Here is a 14,355-nt window from a genome sequence, read left to right on the forward strand (position 1 = left end):
AACCCCAACGGGAAAGCGGATGCAACCCCAACGGGAAAGCGGATGCGGCCTTGGAGGAATCCACGCTCATGCCTTTGCTCAAAATCGAACGCCTGACTTTACGCTTCGGCGGCTTGACGGCGGTCTCCCAACTGGACCTGGAAGTCCCCGCGGGGCAGATTTTCTCGCTCATCGGTCCCAACGGGGCGGGCAAGACAACTGTCTTCAACGCCATCACCGGCATTTACGAACCGAGCGAAGGACGCATCTTTTTTGCAGATCAACCGCTCGACCCCCCCGTTTCCCGCCGGGCGATTTTGCTGTCCCTGCTGGTCGGTGTGTGCACTGGCCTTCTGCTCGCTCTTTTGGGCAGCAACATCGAGAACCTCTGGCAAGTGGTGATCCGGGAGAATATGCCCACGCAGCGTGATGCTCCCTTTCCCTGGGGCCAAGCCGCGGCGGACGCCTGGCAGTATCTGCGGGAGCGGCAGGAGCGGGTGGGGGTGATCTTCGCCTTGGGGTTGGTTCTGGGCGGGGCTGGCATGTTCGTGAGCTGGCGGCGGGCCCAACGCGCCCCGGATGCCATCGCTCATCGCGGCATCGCCCGCACCTTCCAGAACATCCGCCTCTTCCAGGGCATGACCGTGCTGGAAAACGTCCTCGTCGGCCTGAGCCGCTCGCTGACGGTCCATCCCCTGCTGGCCGCTTTGGGCCTCAAGCGCCACCGCCAGGAGGAACGCCAGGCCCTCCAGCAAGCCGCCGAACTCCTCGCCTTCGTCGGACTGATCGGCCGACAGAACGAACTGGCCCGCAACCTCCCCTATGGCGATCAACGCCGCCTGGAAATCGCCCGTGCCCTGGCCACCCAGCCCCGCCTGCTGCTGCTCGATGAACCCGCCGCCGGTATGAACCCCAACGAAACCGCGGAACTCATGGAACTCATCCGCCGCATCCGCGATCGCGGCATCACCGTCCTGCTCATCGAGCATCACATGCAACTGGTTATGAACATTTCCGACCGCATCGCTGTGCTGGATCATGGCGTCAAAATTGCCGAAGGGACGCCGGCGGAAGTCGCGCACGATCCCAAGGTCATCGAAGCCTATTTGGGCAAGGAGGAGGTGTCATGACTGCTGGGCACTCGGCCGCCCCGTTCCCTGCGTCGGCACCGGCGGCTTCCTCCGCCGCCACTGCCCCCTTGCTCCAGGTCGAGGACCTCGAAGCTGGCTATGGCCCCATCAACGTCCTCCACCGCTTGCACCTGACCGTCTATCCCGGCGAGATCGTGGCCATCATCGGTGCCAACGGCGCTGGTAAAACGACCACGCTCATGACGATCTCCGGCATTGTCAAGGCCCGCACAGGACGCATCCTCTTCCAGGGGCGCGACCTCGTGGCCGAGAAAATCCCCGCCCATGACATCGTCCGTCTCGGACTAGCTCACGCCCCGGAAGGCCGCAAAATCTTCCCCCGTCTCACCGTCCGCGAGAACCTTGACCTCGGCGCCTTCACCCGCCGCGATCCCCAAGGCGTCGCCGAGGACCTGGAGAAAGTCTTCACCCTTTTCCCGATTCTCCGCCAGCGCCAGCACCAGCTCGGCGGCCTCCTCTCCGGCGGCGAACAGCAAATGCTGGCCATCGCCCGCGCCCTGATGGCCCGGCCCCGCCTGCTGTTGCTCGATGAACCCTCCCTGGGACTGGCCCCGCAGGTCGTCGTCCAAATCTTCCAGGTCATCCGCGAGCTGAACCGCCAGGGCGTCTCCGTGCTCCTCGTCGAACAGAATGCCCGCATGGCCCTCAAACATGCCCACCGCGGCTACGTCCTGGAAACCGGCCGAGTTACGCTCACCGGCACCGGCGAGGAACTCCTCCACGACCCCCGTGTCCGCGCTGCCTACCTTGGCGAATGACCCCGCAGGGACTCCGCACTGTCATCGCAAGCGGCACGTGTTCCGCTCCGCCATCGCCTTCCGCCGTGGCGCGGGATGCTCTTCGCGCACTGCCGCTCCGCGGCGAAGCGCTTCCCCGCTTGCTCTCCGCACGCCGGCTGTGTATCCTGTTCCCCACAGCGGCAAACGCTCGGACGGGAGGCAGCCTCGGGAAGGAAGGTGTTTTCTCGGAGGACACTGGCGGCCCGCTGCTTCGGCTTGGCCTCCGGTCTATCGCTGACTCAGGGAGATCGACGCGATGCCCAGCACACCGGAACAACGCCTGCAAGAGCTGCATCTGATCCTGCCGCCGGCGCCCAAGCCCGTGGCGGTGTACAAGACGGCCCTGCGGTGGGGGAACCTGCTGTTCGTTTCCGGCCACGGACCCCTCAAGCCGGACAAAACCATGATCACCGGCCGCGTCGGTCAAGACCTGACGTTGGAGCAAGGCAAGGAAGCCGCCCGGCAGACCGGGTTAGCCATCCTGGCCACCGTCCGCGAAGCCCTCGGTTCGCTCAACAAAGTCAAGCGCCTGATCAAGACCTTCGGCATGGTGAACTGCACGGCGGACTTCCGGGATCAGCCCCAGGTGATCAACGGCTTTTCCGAGCTGATGCGGGACGTGTTCGGAGAAGATGCCGGTGTGGGCACCCGCAGCGCCGTCGGCCACAACGCCCTCCCCGGCAACATCGCCGTCGAAATCGAATGCATCTTCGAGGTGGAGTGATTTTTTCCCCCGACCGCTTTCCCGCGACTTCCCCTCCTCTTTCCGTTGCACCGCCTTGATCGGTGACTGCATTCTGTCAGCAATTGCGCTCCCCCCGCTGAGCTTCATCACAGCGTGGGTTTGAGGGGTTTGCTGCTTTTTGTGGCATCATTGAACCAATCGTAGCTTGGATATTCGATGGGGCGGCGGGGATCGTCGGGGCTGTCAATCAGCATGGCGCGCAGGTGCCGCATGGTGTCGTCTTGGCGGGCAGCGATGGCCTGCGTCCGCCGTTGCAGCTCGCTCTTCAGCTCTTCCCCTTCCACGATGCGGGGTGGGGTGGCCTGACCCCGGTAGCGGTCGGCTCGGTCCGCGTACAGCGTCATCCTGTCGATCGTGATCTGGACGCTGCCGCCGCCTTGGGGCTTGCAACCGCCGAACTTGTGCCGCAGAGGTCCAGTGAGGGTAACCGGCTCTTGCGCGTCCGGTCCCAACGCCGCCGTGCTCAACGTGACGGTGACATTTTCCTCCAGCACCAGGCAGTAGAGCAGCAGGTCGAGTTCCTCCTCCCGAAGGTTCTCGAAATGGACCTGGAAGGTGAAACGCGTGCCAGGCGGCAAGGGGCGCACGGTGCGTGTTTGCGTGATCCTGGAGGGTGCTGGCACTAATTTTTGGGCACCGACGTGGTGGTGGTAAAACTTTCGCCGCCACTCGTCGGGATAAAAAGGCTTGTGGCTATCCGGCCGAGGCTGACCGACGACAACCGTGAACGGCCCGATTTCCTTGACCTTATTGTCTTGAAGCACGCCATCCGTGAAGCGGACCAAACCGGCGAAGACCTGACCGCGATTATGATAGCCGAACATCCTCGCGGCGATGTCCAAGCGCCACTCGGTGCCACTGCCTGTGGCCGCGTTGTTGAGAGTGTGTCCTGGGTCCGCCCGGCCATTGGGGAAGGGAATGGCGGCGTTGCCGATCAACTCCGCCAGGGAACGGATCAGTCCCTTGAGCGACGTGCCGGGAATGAACGGCTGATTGGTCAAACCACTACGGATGAATCGGCCCGGCTCTTTGCTGCTGCCGATGAGGAACGGCGTGAGCGCTTCCAGGGTGCAATCGAGCCGGCCGGATAGCCCCTGCCAGCGGTGGCGATACGCGGGTTTCTCATGAGTCAATTTCTCCTTCGATACAGGCACCCAGCGGTAGGGATTCCAGAAGTCTTCGCCTTGGGGCATGGCTGGCTCTCCCAACGGGTCTTGAGGTCGCAGAAGCGGAGGAAGTGCACTTCACCGCGACGGTCTTTCCAGAGTTCCACCTGCATCTGGACGATCACTCGGCCTTGTGCCGGCGTTTGGGCCTGCACCGGGTAGCGGAGGCGGTGGGGGATACGCAGGTCGATCCATTCTCCCGGTGTGTGCCTTGTCATCTGGCCCCAGAGAGGGTATGCCGTCTTCTCCGACCTCAGGTTTGCGAGTTCCTCGCGCAGCGGCAGCCACTCTAAGGACGGACACGCCCAACTGCCGAGGAAGACGACCCGGCAGCACCGTTCGCCCAACGCGGGCAGCACGCGCCATTTCAGCTCGCCGGACGGAGAAAAGAGGCGGCCCTCGGTCACGCGAGGAAGCACCTCCGCCAACGGTTCATCACGGGGATCGCGCCCGGCGCCATTCCAGTGGATATTTCCCTGGAAGCCGGGCCAATGGTCCAGGGCCCAGCCGTCGAAGGCCTCCAACCAGCAGTAGACTTTCTCGCCGGAAGGAAACGCCAGCTCTTGCAGCAGTTGCAGCAAGTCCGTCGGGGTCAGATCACCGGCTCGCAGTGTGCTCATGGCGTGTCACCTGTTTGTCACCTGCTGGGCACTCCCAGGGGCTGATGCCATTGGAGGAAGGCTTCCAGACTTCCCGCCAGGGGTTGGAGCACGGAGGACCAGTTCGGCGAAAGATCATATTCGTGCCGCAGTCCGCGGGGCTGGCCGTTGGAGAGGGGAATCGGCTCTGACGGCGACCAGGAGAACAGGCGGTAGTCCCGGCGTTCTTCCTCGGTAGCCAGCTCGGCTAGGCCGACGACTGCCGTTTGCGGCCGGATGTAGCTGAGGACGTAACGCGTCACCTCGCCTCGGACTCGCCCCAGTCCCCGGCTTCGCCCCGATCCGAGGGTGATCATCTCGTCCTGGAGGTCTTGCAGGAGGAAGTTGACCGCCGCCAGTTGCCACAGCTCGAAATTGGTGACCCGGATGGTGGTTTCAAAGACGCCCCCTTCGACGACCACCAATTCAAACAGGACGCCTCTGACTGTGCCGCCGGTGAAGCGGTCGATGCCGACGCCGTTACGCTGGCCCGGCTTGGGTTGGTGCTCCGGCAGCGGATAGGCATCCCCGATGCTGAACCGGCCCGCGAAGCGCAGCGAGCCGAACAAGCGGCATGCCGCACACGACTCGTAATAGGCCGTCGCCGAGGTGTCGGGCCGCCCATTCCCGGCTTCGCGGAAGCCGCAGCCGAAACTCCTCTGCTCCTCAGCGACAGGAACATTGAATTGTTCCCGCTTTTTGGGGTCGGGGTCGTAATACGGCAGGCAGACGCTGCCGGGCCGCAGAGTCCGGGCGATCCGCTCGAAGTGGCTCCGCAGCACCCCTTTCAACGACGAACCGGGAAAGTAAAAAACGCGCTTGCCGTCGCGCAGGGTCTCCACCGGCACCATGTCCGGACCGCTGAGCGTGGCGTAACCGCTCTTGATCAGGATCGGATCGATTGGAGTCAGCCGGAGAGTGACATCAGCCTGACACAGCCATTTGCGTAGCATCGCTCAGTTCCCCCTCGTGCTGGTTTGTAGGTGGTTTTCAATCCTCCTCTGGAAGTACGTCTGCCAGTCGCCCCGGTCGTTGAGTTTGTCCTCCGGTCGGGGGCGGGTCAGGTAGCGCAGCCGCTCCTGGGGGTTGTCGAGGTCCACGCCGCGGAGGGTGATGTTTTCCAGGTGGAAGCGGCCCAATCCCCGGCTGGTGAAGCCGCCGAGGCTGCTGCCGGAAGCCCACTCGAAGAGGGCGGCGCCCAAGAGGGCCTCGTCGGCAGGCGTCGGATTGTCCAGGTCGAAGACGATCTCAAAGCGAGTGCCGGCGGCCACGGTTTCGTAGTCGTACTTCAAAACGTCGGCGGCGGTGTGACTGTCCCGGTCCAGTACCACGCCATCCCGCACGCGCACGACCGCGGCCCCTGGATTGACGAGTGTCCCATCGCTACAGCGCAAGCGGGCGGCTTGCACCGGCGAGCCGAAAAGCTGGCACACATCGCAGGTGTTTTTCCGAATCCAGGCCAGCCGCTCCTCAATCCCCGCTTCCAAGGCTTGCCGATAACTCTCGCGCTGGCGGCTGTACCAGCGCACATCACTGGCACACCCCACGCCGCTGGCTTCGACGTTGAGCAGGCAGGCCCGCAGATTCAAGGCCGGAGCCAACGCCTCGCAAGTGCTGCGGAGCTTCCCTTTGATCGACGAGCCGGGAAGCATCGGCTGGCCCGCGGCATCGAGGAGCACGCCTAAGTCGGACGTTTGCCCCTCCCGCCCCGTCCCGATCCGCCAGCCCGTATCGAAGACGAGGTGCCCGCGGACCTGGAGCCTCGAACGCAACCGAAATTGTTGAGCCATCGTGGACGTTGCCATGTCAGTCTCCCTTGTCACTCTTTTCGGACTGGGTTCGCCTGGCCATCTCGTAGAGGTAATGGGCACAAAATCGTTGGAAGAAGACGGGGTAGTGCTCTGATTCCCATTGGCGGAGCCAGCGCTCGCGTTCTTCGCGCTTCTGCTTCCGCGCTTCCTGTTGCTCCTTGGTCAGCTTCGCTCCGGGAGGTTGTTTTTCCTCCTGAAGTTCGGCAGGCAGGGCCTGATCCCGCGCCTGAGTCAGCGACCAGGGAACCCTCGGTTGCTTGCCGTCACACAGCCCTTTGATCAAATCCCAAAAGGCGATTTCCGCTTCCAGCTCGGACCGCCGTTCCTCCTTCGTGGTGGTCTCCAGCTTGGCCTCGGCTTTCTTGCGCTGATGTTCGGCGAACGCAGCCACTTGGCGTGGCTCATTCATCGCAATTTGACGCAAGCCGGAGATCTGGGAACGGGCGATGGGCCAGTCGTCGGAACTTCTGTACGATTCCTCCCCGTGCTGGCGCAGATACTGCTCGACTGCTACCTTTGCCTGCTGGCCCAGTTCCGTATCCGCAGCGATGTCGATCTCAAGCATGGCTTGGCTCCATCTCTCTCTGGGCTTTGACGTACAGGTAGGCTCCGACAACTGCCCGGACCCAGCCGCGGGCCAAATGCAGCCGCAAGAGCAAGCGCTGCCCCTCATCCTGGGTCATATCATTGGCCGCCCGGCGCAAGGCCTCCAACTGCTTGAGAACCTCATCGCCGACCTGCCGCCATTCCTTGTAAGCTCCGGCATTGCGTCCCATCTGGTTTTTGACGAAATCCTCGATATCCGCGAAGCGCGTGGCGGAGACTGCGATCTGCTGGAGGTTCCGAATCTGAGAACTGACGCGCCCACCTTTGTCGGACCTGAACGTGTCATACATCCGTTCGCCGAGTCGGATCGCCGCCTGGTGCTGGCGGTCTGTATCCAGGAAGCTATCTGCTTTTTGGATGAGTTCCGGTGTCAGTTGTGGGTTCATGGCGAAGCTCCTAACCGTGCAGGACTCGAATCATGGCGTCACTACTGATAGTTGTGGCGAGAAGCGGCGGTGGAAGTCATCGCAGATGAGGACCTGGCCGAAGCCTTCGTTGCGGCGGGCACCGAGGCCGTCGGCTTCCAGCTCGCGGAGTTTTGCGTGCAGTTCGGCCTGGCCGCTTTTGTCCCCCTCATAGAGATACACGTAGACCGAGCCGCGCGTGACCAGCCATTCATCCTGCCGGGGCAAGCCGTGGGCGACATTCCAGCCGCGCAGCCGATCGTGGCTTGTCACAGCGGTCACGCACCACAGCCGGCCCCCCGCGAATTCCTTCCCCGGCAGGTCGAATACCCGCAGCGTGGGATTCGGCGGCGGCAACGGCGGCAGCCAGGGCACCATCCCCGCGGGATCGAGCGTGTAGCGCAACAGGGCATCGACCAGAATCGCACCCGTGGGCAGGGACAGAGAGAAGAGGAAGTACCGCTCCTCCGCCGCGAGCTGGGGGGCTGAATGTCGAAGCATCTCCCGACTCCAGGCGGACCAATCCACGGCTGCGGCAGGCACCTCCTCGCCGATCGTCACTCGCACCCGGCCATAGCCCCGCGTGCGTGCATGGCCGATGCGCAGAATCTGCTCCTGATCTCGGAGCAACTCCTGCAATGCCGGGAGGACATCGTCCGCCGCTGCGATCCAGCCGTGGAGCCGGGATGCTTCACCCGCCGGAGGAGCTTGCGGTTCCAGGACCGGCAGGTTGAACAGGACCTTTTCCGCTGCTGTGTGCGTGAGCCGATCGATGCCGACGTGGACCGCCACGGTCCGCCGCCAGAGTCCCTTTGGCTCGGTCGGTTCCCCGTTGCTCTTGAGCTGCCAGAAGCCGCTGAAGGCTTTCAGGTCCTGGCCGCATACTCGGCAGCGTTCCGGCTCGGCGGACGTTTGGCCCAACCGCGAACGCAACAGTGGCACAAGCTGATCGACGACGCCGTGCTTGCCATCCTCCCGGAATCCAGGCACGCGTTTGCAGGAGAAAGCGGTCCGCGGAATGACGCGCACCGCCGGGTCAAGCGGTCCAAAGCGGCAGGCGTGTTCATCGAGGAACAGCCGCCTAAAGCTCGCATCGGGAGCGCCATGCCGTTGCAGCCACGCCTGGGCGAAAGCACCCCGCAACAGCGTCCCGGTGATCGACTGCGCCCCTTCGGAACGCTGAGACTGCCGCTCGCGGCGGATGACCAGCGGCGATGCCAACTCGGCTTCCACGCGATAACGCTTCACGCCTAACCCTCCCCCCGAAAGTCTTTCAGAAACGCGAACCAGTCCTCGCCCAGGTCTTCAAAGCTCTTGAGCGCCTGCCCCAGAGGAAAAGAGGACTGGTCATTCCAGCGGACTGTGTTGTTCTCGATTTCGATGCGGCAACGGCCAAAGCCCGCGCTTTTATCGCCGCCCAGACGATCGAGGCTGAGCAGGCCGGCCAGCAGCAGGGAATACTCGAAGGGGAAGCTGTCGCCGTCCTGGGTCAAGCTCCCCGCGGGATGGCGTGCCTGCAGGCGGCTGTGCAACCGGGTCGCTCGGCCTTGAACTACCTCGGTGACAAACAGGGTCTGTTCGCGGGCGGTTCCCGTGAGCCGATCGATGGCAGTGCGGCTGTGGGTGCGGGTGGTTCCCCGGCGGTCGCCCGGCGCCGGCAGGGCATCCTCGACAAACAGGCACTCCCCTTGGAACCGGCTGCCGAAGAGGCGGTCGATCAAAAGCCGCGACTGAGCCAGCGGGCGAAAAGCCTCCAGCAAGGCGGGGTCCGTTTCCGCACCCACGACGTGCGGCGAGACCACTTCCCCGCCCAGCAGCGCCGCCAGCCGCTCGCACTGATGCCGCAATACCCCCTTGATCTGGGAACCCGGGACGAAGGGGACCCGTTCCCCCCGCGCTCCCCATGCCCGCTGCCGCAACAGCCGATCCACTTGGACCGTTCCCCGGCCGCTGCCCACATGCCAGTCCGATTCCCAGGTGATCGTGAACGTCACGTCCAATCGTTGGGGCTGCCGATTCATGCGTCCTCCCCAGCACACCAGTTTGACCGGTTTGTGTCACTGAACAGGTCATGGGCTTCCACCAGGTCCGCCAGCGCGGTCGGCGACCTCTGCCCATTCTTCAGCCACGGATAGGAGAACAAATCGATCGGTTGGCGAACCGTGCGGAGCGCCTCCCACAGGCCGCGGCGTTCGTGGTGGCTGTTGTCCTCACGCAGCCGGCCGAACAGCTCCCGACAACGGGTTTGGGCCAAAAACCAGCGGGGTTCCAGCGCCGCCTCGAACAGATCGTGCAGCTTGCTTCGGGGAATCCTTGCCTGCTGGAGTCGCAAGGCCGCCTGCCGCAGTTGTTCCAGATGATCCCGCCGATACGGCCGCAGGGTCCGCGGATGATCGCTGTCTGTCCGGTAATCCTCTTGACGAATGAGCGACAAATCCTGGCTAACAGAGCCGGCCAATTGGTGGAAGTCGATGTAACTCGGCGCCCAGTAGTCCGTTCTCTGCGGGTCTACACTGCCGCCGCGTTTGGCACTCTGGAGCAGCTCTTCCGCCAGGTCCCGAAGCAAGTAGAAGGGGTAGTTCGCCGGTCCGAGGGCCACGCCGCAGGAGATTGTCAAGCCGCGGTCGGCCAGTCCCCGCTCCGCGAAGAACCTTCGGGCGGCCTCCGGCAACTGCGCTTGCCGTTCGCGCGTGAGACGCTCGAAGGCGGCGGTGGCGTTCAGAGCAAAGTCCAGGGCACGCTCCGCGGGCAGCAACACGAGCAGGTCATCCCCACCCAAAAGGAGGATGTCCGCCGGCAAAGGCCGAGGGTGGTCCCCGGTTTGGAGTGCGTTTCGGACCTCTCGAATCTCCAGCTCGCACACCACGCTCAAGGCTTCGTAGCAGGCATCCCGCACGCTGCTATCGACCAACTCGCTGAAGGCCTGGCACACCTCAGGACTATTCAACTCCTGCACGAGCCGGCCCATCGCATTGCCGTCGGCATAGATCAGGCCGATATAACCTCGCCGCTGAGCGTAGTCCCCGATGTCCACGGTCGTGCTCGGGCGCAGATCGTCGGCACTCTCGTAAAACTGCCCTTGAGAACCGAGGGATTCATCGAGGAATGCCATCCACCCGGACCAGAGGATGCCGCGGCGCGCTCGCCGGCTTTCATTGCGTTTGCATTGACTGGCCTGGGACAGGAGCAGTTGTTCCCCACTCCAGCGGTACACACCCACCGCCGGCAAGTGCGAGGTCGATTGACACTCCAGCACCAGGGGAAACGTGGGGATCGATAGCCGGCACGAACCCCAATTCCGCAGGAGATGCAGGTGTTCGTAGGCCATCCGCACGGCGGTACGATAATCCGCGGTCTCTGGCCATTCCGCCACCCCGGCCAAGGGCCACATCTCGCCCCCCGTCTCCTGCCGGTAGTAAGCCGCGAGGCGATCGAGCGCTTCCTGGACATGAGCACGATCCGGCGCTTCCACGATAAACTGCCCGGTGCCGCCGTTGGCGAAGACGGTCTGAATCCGCAGATGCGGGGCTTGCTCCAGAATCTCCGCCGTGTCAAACCGGTTCAGCCGGTCCAGCAGGGCGCTCGCCCCGCGGACCTCAGCCAGCGCATCGGTGCCGAAGACAAACGACTTGATCCCCGGCGTATCGATCACCACCAAAAAGCGTGCCATGATGGACCTAACCTCAGTGCCTCTACGATTTTTTCCCGCAGTTTTCCGCTCTTTTCCTTCCGGCGCCTTGGGGTTATGCGACAGAATGGTCTGCCTTTGTTGTCTCCCCTGAGAACGGCCTCAACTTTACTACGCCCCACCAGGGCAGTCAATGACGTAGTTGTCGTTCTCATCCCCCGCTTGCCTCGATAGCCCAGGATAATGGGATTTGGGGCGGCACAATCGCCTTTTCCCTAGACACGCCTGGCATAGACCCCTTGCGAGGGGATGCGCCCCCTCCTCAGCCACCGCCGCTGGGATTGGGACGAACCCTGCATCTAAGTGTTACTTAATACACTATTGACAACTTCTGTCAAAATTATGGAATGGCCGGAAAATGAAGGGTTTCATCTGCCGTACAGGCGGAAGCCATCCGTGAGGCGTGTGTGGAATAGGGAGCAGAATGGAGGATATGGGATGGGAAGATGTGAACAAGTGATTCCCAACAGCGGCAACGTCAAAAAAGCGGAGCAAGTTGTAAAAAAACCCCGTGGCGACCCGCGCGAGTGCTCCCCCGTCGCACGCCGCGTGCCGCCTGGGTGGTTTCTGCTCCCTTCCCTGGCTTGTGTCTGCGGCCCACGGGGGTGAATGCCGCCTGATGATTTGGCTATAGCCCCGCCTTTCTCCTCAGCGGCCATTCAGATGATGCCGCCGTGGACCCGCTCTGGCGTCAGGTGGCTGGGCTGATCATTGAACCAGAAGCGGCGCCATTCTCCTTCGATCTGCCGCAGGTCCTCCGATTGATGCAACAGTTGCTGCATGCGGGTGTTGGGATCACTGGAATACTGATTGAGGATGCATCCTGTGGGCAGTGTCAAGGTCACGACAGCGCCGAGGATGAACAAAAGCTTGCGGACCATATCCCCTCCGTGCGTCGGCTCCGGCCCACGGCCGCTTTTAGCACGCCGGGCGGGAGACGGCGGTTTCCCCCGCCACCGCCGCCCCCGGCGCCCGTTCTCTGTCCTTCTTTATCGGCAGGCCGGTGGTGACTCTTAAACCGATTTTGCGGAAAAAACCGCGGGGCCGAGCCGCGGCGAACCAGGAGTCGGGCAGGGGCTGAGGGCCACGGAGGAATGGCCCCATGCAAGCGGGCGGGAACGGCAGGAAAGACGCAAGCTGGGGAACGGAGGAAAGACGGCAGCGTGAGGATTCGTCCGGGAATAACGAGCATCGGGGCAGCCAAGCCGATGGGCGGAAGGTTGCATCCTCGGCGGAAAAGCGAAGGGGGTACGCTGCGGTGAAGGGAGTCGAAGGCGGTCAAGTGGCGGAGCCGCCGACGGCGAGCGCTTCGGCATCCTCCGCAGTCTCGCTAGAGGGGGCGGCGGCAGCGTTACGCGGGGCGCGCGTCCGCCGGGGAGCGGGCCGGCCTTCGCGGCGCACCCGTTCCTCCATCTCCTTGCCCGCCTGGAACACCACGACGCAGCGGGGACCCACCTCGACCTTTTCGTTGGTGCGAGGATTGCGGGCGATGCGCGGCTTGCGTTGCTTGACCTCAAAGATGCCAAACTTGCGCAGTTCGATCCGCCCCTCTTGCACCAAGGCGTCGATGATGGAATCCAAGGTCCACTGCACGATCTCTTTGACCGCCTGCTGGCTCAGTTTGTCCTTGACCAGCCTCTGGCGATTGGCCCGCTCGCAAATCAACCGCACAATGTCTTTCTTGGTCACGAGTGTCGTCCTCGTGGGTTGGTGCCCTTCATCGGGGCCGATTCCGCTCACAACACAATTTCAGTCTAAGTGAACTGGAGAAGGGAGTCAAGAAAATAAAGCATCCTTTCCGGGCGGCATCCTTTGCCCCGCTGTCGCTTTTGGCGTCAAGCGCCCCGACGCGGACCGCCGCCCGATTTTGAGCAGACTCCGCGGACGGGGAAAAACCGCCGGGTCTGTCCGCCGACCACGGCGTGGATCAAAAGCCCTTTCCCACGCTAGCCGCCCCCCGCGGGTCATGCTGAGGATCATCCCTGGTGCCACACTTGGGTCCACAAGTGGTTCTGCCCTCTCACACCTTGCTAATCGCAGCCTGTCACCCACAAAATGCCAGAGCGACATCGACCTGGTAATTGCAGAATATCGACGTGTGGCGAAGTGCTGACGCAAAAGAGTTGCGCAACGCGAAATTCAGCAGCGCAGCAATTGACAGAGGTCGTGGAGGAGTTATAATTCGGTAAGTTCAACGGGTTCCCGGTGCATCTCCCTCCCCTCGCTGGGGACATTGAGACTGAACAAAACCAGGAAACCGAGACTTATATGGTCTCACACGCTCGTTACAAGCATGGTCCCTAAGTGCTCGCTCGATGGAGCGATGTATTTCGGGTTATTATTGTTGTGGCTGTCTTGATTCTGTCATCTTTGTGGGAGGATCACGTCATGTTCTGTCGCACAAGCCAACGGCTGCGGGGGTTCACTCTCATTGAGTTGTTGGTGGTGATCGCTATTATCGCCATTCTGATTGGTTTGTTGCTGCCAGCCGTGCAGAAGGTGCGGGATGCTGCCGCCCGGATCAGTTGCCAGAACAACATGAAGCAATTGGTCCTGGCGGTACACAATCTCAATGACAATCACAGTACACTGCCGCCGATGTCGGCTCCGTGTGCGGACTATAGGGTTTCTGGCTGCTTTACACCGGACAATTCTTCGATGGGTCGGCACATTTACACCGCCTTCCATTTTCTGCTGCCGTACATCGAGCAAACAGCCATCTACAACAGTTTGAATCTGAACGCTTACGCTGGCGGACCGTACAACCGGGTGATCAAGCTCTTCATTTGTCCCGCGGATTCGAGCAACAGTGGGGGCATGTGCATGACCCAGTACGGCGGGGCGAATAATTGGGCAGCTAGCAACTATGCGGCGAACAACTACGTCTTCGGTGATCCACCCAATGGGCGCACCTATCCGTTGGGCAAGCGGGAGATGGCCGCGAGCGTTCCCGATGGGCTGAGCAACACCATCTTTTTGGCGGAGATTTACGCCACCTGCGGCACCGGAGGTTCCTTGGCTCCCAATGGCCTTGTTTGGGGGAGCTTGTGGGCCGATGCCAATAGCATCTGGCGGCCCGGTTACAACCTAGGGCGGTACAAAGCAGGTAATGATGTCACCAATTATCCCCCCTCGCCCATGTTCCAAGTGCAACCGCAGTACCTGATCAACTGCACTCCGTGGACTGTCCAAGGCATACACACGAGCGGCATCATGGTGGCCTTGGGGGATGGCAGCGTCCGTTTCCTGTCCGGCTCGATCTCTCCCACGACTTGGGCCAGGGCCAACGATCCTCGCGACCGCGTCCCCTTGGGGAATGATTGGTAAGCGACGCTGTCGCAGGGGAAGGACCCCAGGAGGAGATGGCTTACCGCGAAGGATGACACCG

General features: G+C 62.6%; 15 protein-coding genes and 2 pseudogenes. 6 read left to right on the forward strand and 11 right to left on the reverse strand.

Annotated elements, in window-relative coordinates; translation table 11 throughout:
• Nucleotides 1–68 precede the first annotated feature (68 nt).
• From H0921_RS18435 to H0921_RS02165, 4 genes and pseudogenes are all read left to right on the forward strand, one after another.
• Nucleotides 69–263, forward strand: a pseudogene (locus tag H0921_RS18435) (ATP-binding cassette domain-containing protein); the annotation flags it as partial.
• Nucleotides 264–551: 288 nt separating this feature from the next.
• A pseudogene (locus H0921_RS18440) lies at nt 552–1,109 on the forward strand (ABC transporter ATP-binding protein); the annotation flags it as partial.
• The gene (locus tag H0921_RS02160; protein ID WP_194536368.1) at nt 1,106–1,888 is read left to right on the forward strand and encodes an ABC transporter ATP-binding protein; all 783 of its coding nucleotides are present in this window, start codon (nt 1,106–1,108) and stop codon (nt 1,886–1,888) included. The pseudogene H0921_RS18440 and the gene H0921_RS02160, both read left to right, overlap by 4 nt.
• A gap of 277 nt (nt 1,889–2,165) precedes the next feature.
• A complete protein-coding gene (locus H0921_RS02165; RefSeq protein WP_194536369.1) occupies nt 2,166–2,633 on the forward strand; it encodes a RidA family protein in 468 nt (155 codons plus the stop codon).
• A 107-nt stretch (nt 2,634–2,740) separates the two neighbouring features.
• Here the strand turns inward: H0921_RS02165 and H0921_RS02170 are convergent, their stop codons facing one another.
• The 9 genes from H0921_RS02170 to H0921_RS02210 are packed head-to-tail and all read right to left on the reverse strand — an operon-like array spanning nt 2,741 to nt 10,949.
• Nucleotides 2,741–3,847, reverse strand: coding sequence for an RAMP superfamily CRISPR-associated protein (locus H0921_RS02170; RefSeq protein WP_194536370.1), 1,107 nt, complete (start codon nt 3,845–3,847; stop codon nt 2,741–2,743).
• Nucleotides 3,784–4,440: a type III-D CRISPR-associated protein Csx19 gene (gene csx19 / locus H0921_RS02175; protein ID WP_194536371.1), complete on the reverse strand. Its 657-nt coding sequence runs from the start codon at nt 4,438–4,440 to the stop codon at nt 3,784–3,786. Before csx19 ends, H0921_RS02170 begins: the two co-directional genes overlap by 64 nt.
• A gap of 17 nt (nt 4,441–4,457) precedes the next feature.
• Nucleotides 4,458–5,411, reverse strand: coding sequence for an RAMP superfamily CRISPR-associated protein (locus H0921_RS02180; protein ID WP_194536372.1), 954 nt, complete (start codon nt 5,409–5,411; stop codon nt 4,458–4,460).
• A gap of 3 nt (nt 5,412–5,414) precedes the next feature.
• Entirely contained in the window at nt 5,415–6,263 is an 849-nt protein-coding gene (locus H0921_RS02185) for an RAMP superfamily CRISPR-associated protein (RefSeq protein ID WP_194536373.1), read from the reverse strand.
• A gap of 1 nt (nt 6,264) precedes the next feature.
• The gene (locus tag H0921_RS02190; RefSeq protein ID WP_194536374.1) at nt 6,265–6,834 is read right to left on the reverse strand and encodes a hypothetical protein; all 570 of its coding nucleotides are present in this window, start codon (nt 6,832–6,834) and stop codon (nt 6,265–6,267) included.
• Nucleotides 6,827–7,261 (reverse strand): hypothetical protein, encoded by a 435-nt coding sequence (locus tag H0921_RS02195; protein ID WP_194536375.1) that lies wholly within the window; start codon nt 7,259–7,261, stop codon nt 6,827–6,829. The genes H0921_RS02190 and H0921_RS02195 overlap by 8 nt, the downstream gene beginning before the upstream one ends.
• A gap of 30 nt (nt 7,262–7,291) precedes the next feature.
• Entirely contained in the window at nt 7,292–8,527 is a 1,236-nt protein-coding gene (locus H0921_RS02200) for an RAMP superfamily CRISPR-associated protein (protein WP_194536376.1), read from the reverse strand.
• A gap of 2 nt (nt 8,528–8,529) precedes the next feature.
• Nucleotides 8,530–9,300: an RAMP superfamily CRISPR-associated protein gene (locus tag H0921_RS02205; protein ID WP_194536377.1), complete on the reverse strand. Its 771-nt coding sequence runs from the start codon at nt 9,298–9,300 to the stop codon at nt 8,530–8,532.
• Nucleotides 9,297–10,949: a Cas10/Cmr2 second palm domain-containing protein gene (locus H0921_RS02210; protein WP_194536378.1), complete on the reverse strand. Its 1,653-nt coding sequence runs from the start codon at nt 10,947–10,949 to the stop codon at nt 9,297–9,299. The genes H0921_RS02205 and H0921_RS02210 overlap by 4 nt, the downstream gene beginning before the upstream one ends.
• Nucleotides 10,950–11,405: 456 nt before the next feature.
• Here H0921_RS02210 and H0921_RS02215 point away from each other — a divergent pair, with 456 nt between their 5' ends.
• Nucleotides 11,406–11,576, forward strand: coding sequence for a hypothetical protein (locus H0921_RS02215; RefSeq protein WP_194536379.1), 171 nt, complete (start codon nt 11,406–11,408; stop codon nt 11,574–11,576).
• Nucleotides 11,577–11,626: 50 nt separating this feature from the next.
• Here the strand turns inward: H0921_RS02215 and H0921_RS02220 are convergent, their stop codons facing one another.
• Complete coding sequence (locus tag H0921_RS02220) at nt 11,627–11,848, reverse strand: hypothetical protein (RefSeq protein WP_194536380.1); 222 nt, start codon at nt 11,846–11,848, stop codon at nt 11,627–11,629.
• 397 nt (nt 11,849–12,245) lie between these two features.
• Nucleotides 12,246–12,656: an HU family DNA-binding protein gene (locus H0921_RS02225; protein WP_194536381.1), complete on the reverse strand. Its 411-nt coding sequence runs from the start codon at nt 12,654–12,656 to the stop codon at nt 12,246–12,248.
• A 699-nt stretch (nt 12,657–13,355) separates the two neighbouring features.
• On the opposite strand from H0921_RS02225, the gene H0921_RS02230 reads away from it, so the two are divergent.
• Nucleotides 13,356–14,294: a DUF1559 family PulG-like putative transporter gene (locus tag H0921_RS02230; RefSeq protein ID WP_194536382.1), complete on the forward strand. Its 939-nt coding sequence runs from the start codon at nt 13,356–13,358 to the stop codon at nt 14,292–14,294.
• Nucleotides 14,295–14,355 lie beyond the last annotated feature (61 nt).

The organism is Thermogemmata fonticola (assembly GCF_013694095.1).
Classification (GTDB): Bacteria; Planctomycetota; Planctomycetia; order Gemmatales; family Gemmataceae; genus Thermogemmata; species Thermogemmata fonticola.

What these genes read in the sequence shown, in the direction of transcription:
- H0921_RS02160 (WP_194536368.1), top strand. Translation starts at nt 1,106, where the DNA reads ATGACTGCTGGGCACTCGGCCGCCCCGTTCCCTGCGTCGGCACCGGCG.
- H0921_RS02165 (WP_194536369.1), top strand. Translation starts at nt 2,166, where the DNA reads ATGCCCAGCACACCGGAACAACGCCTGCAAGAGCTGCATCTGATCCTG.
- H0921_RS02170 (WP_194536370.1), bottom strand. Translation starts at nt 3,847, where the DNA reads ATGCCCCAAGGCGAAGACTTCTGGAATCCCTACCGCTGGGTGCCTGTA.
- csx19 (WP_194536371.1), bottom strand. Translation starts at nt 4,440, where the DNA reads ATGAGCACACTGCGAGCCGGTGATCTGACCCCGACGGACTTGCTGCAA.
- H0921_RS02180 (WP_194536372.1), bottom strand. Translation starts at nt 5,411, where the DNA reads ATGCTACGCAAATGGCTGTGTCAGGCTGATGTCACTCTCCGGCTGACT.
- H0921_RS02185 (WP_194536373.1), bottom strand. Translation starts at nt 6,263, where the DNA reads ATGGCAACGTCCACGATGGCTCAACAATTTCGGTTGCGTTCGAGGCTC.
- H0921_RS02190 (WP_194536374.1), bottom strand. Translation starts at nt 6,834, where the DNA reads ATGCTTGAGATCGACATCGCTGCGGATACGGAACTGGGCCAGCAGGCA.
- H0921_RS02195 (WP_194536375.1), bottom strand. Translation starts at nt 7,261, where the DNA reads ATGAACCCACAACTGACACCGGAACTCATCCAAAAAGCAGATAGCTTC.
- H0921_RS02205 (WP_194536377.1), bottom strand. Translation starts at nt 9,300, where the DNA reads ATGAATCGGCAGCCCCAACGATTGGACGTGACGTTCACGATCACCTGG.
- H0921_RS02210 (WP_194536378.1), bottom strand. Translation starts at nt 10,949, where the DNA reads ATGGCACGCTTTTTGGTGGTGATCGATACGCCGGGGATCAAGTCGTTT.
- H0921_RS02215 (WP_194536379.1), top strand. Translation starts at nt 11,406, where the DNA reads ATGGGAAGATGTGAACAAGTGATTCCCAACAGCGGCAACGTCAAAAAA.
- H0921_RS02220 (WP_194536380.1), bottom strand. Translation starts at nt 11,848, where the DNA reads ATGGTCCGCAAGCTTTTGTTCATCCTCGGCGCTGTCGTGACCTTGACA.
- H0921_RS02230 (WP_194536382.1), top strand. Translation starts at nt 13,356, where the DNA reads ATGTTCTGTCGCACAAGCCAACGGCTGCGGGGGTTCACTCTCATTGAG.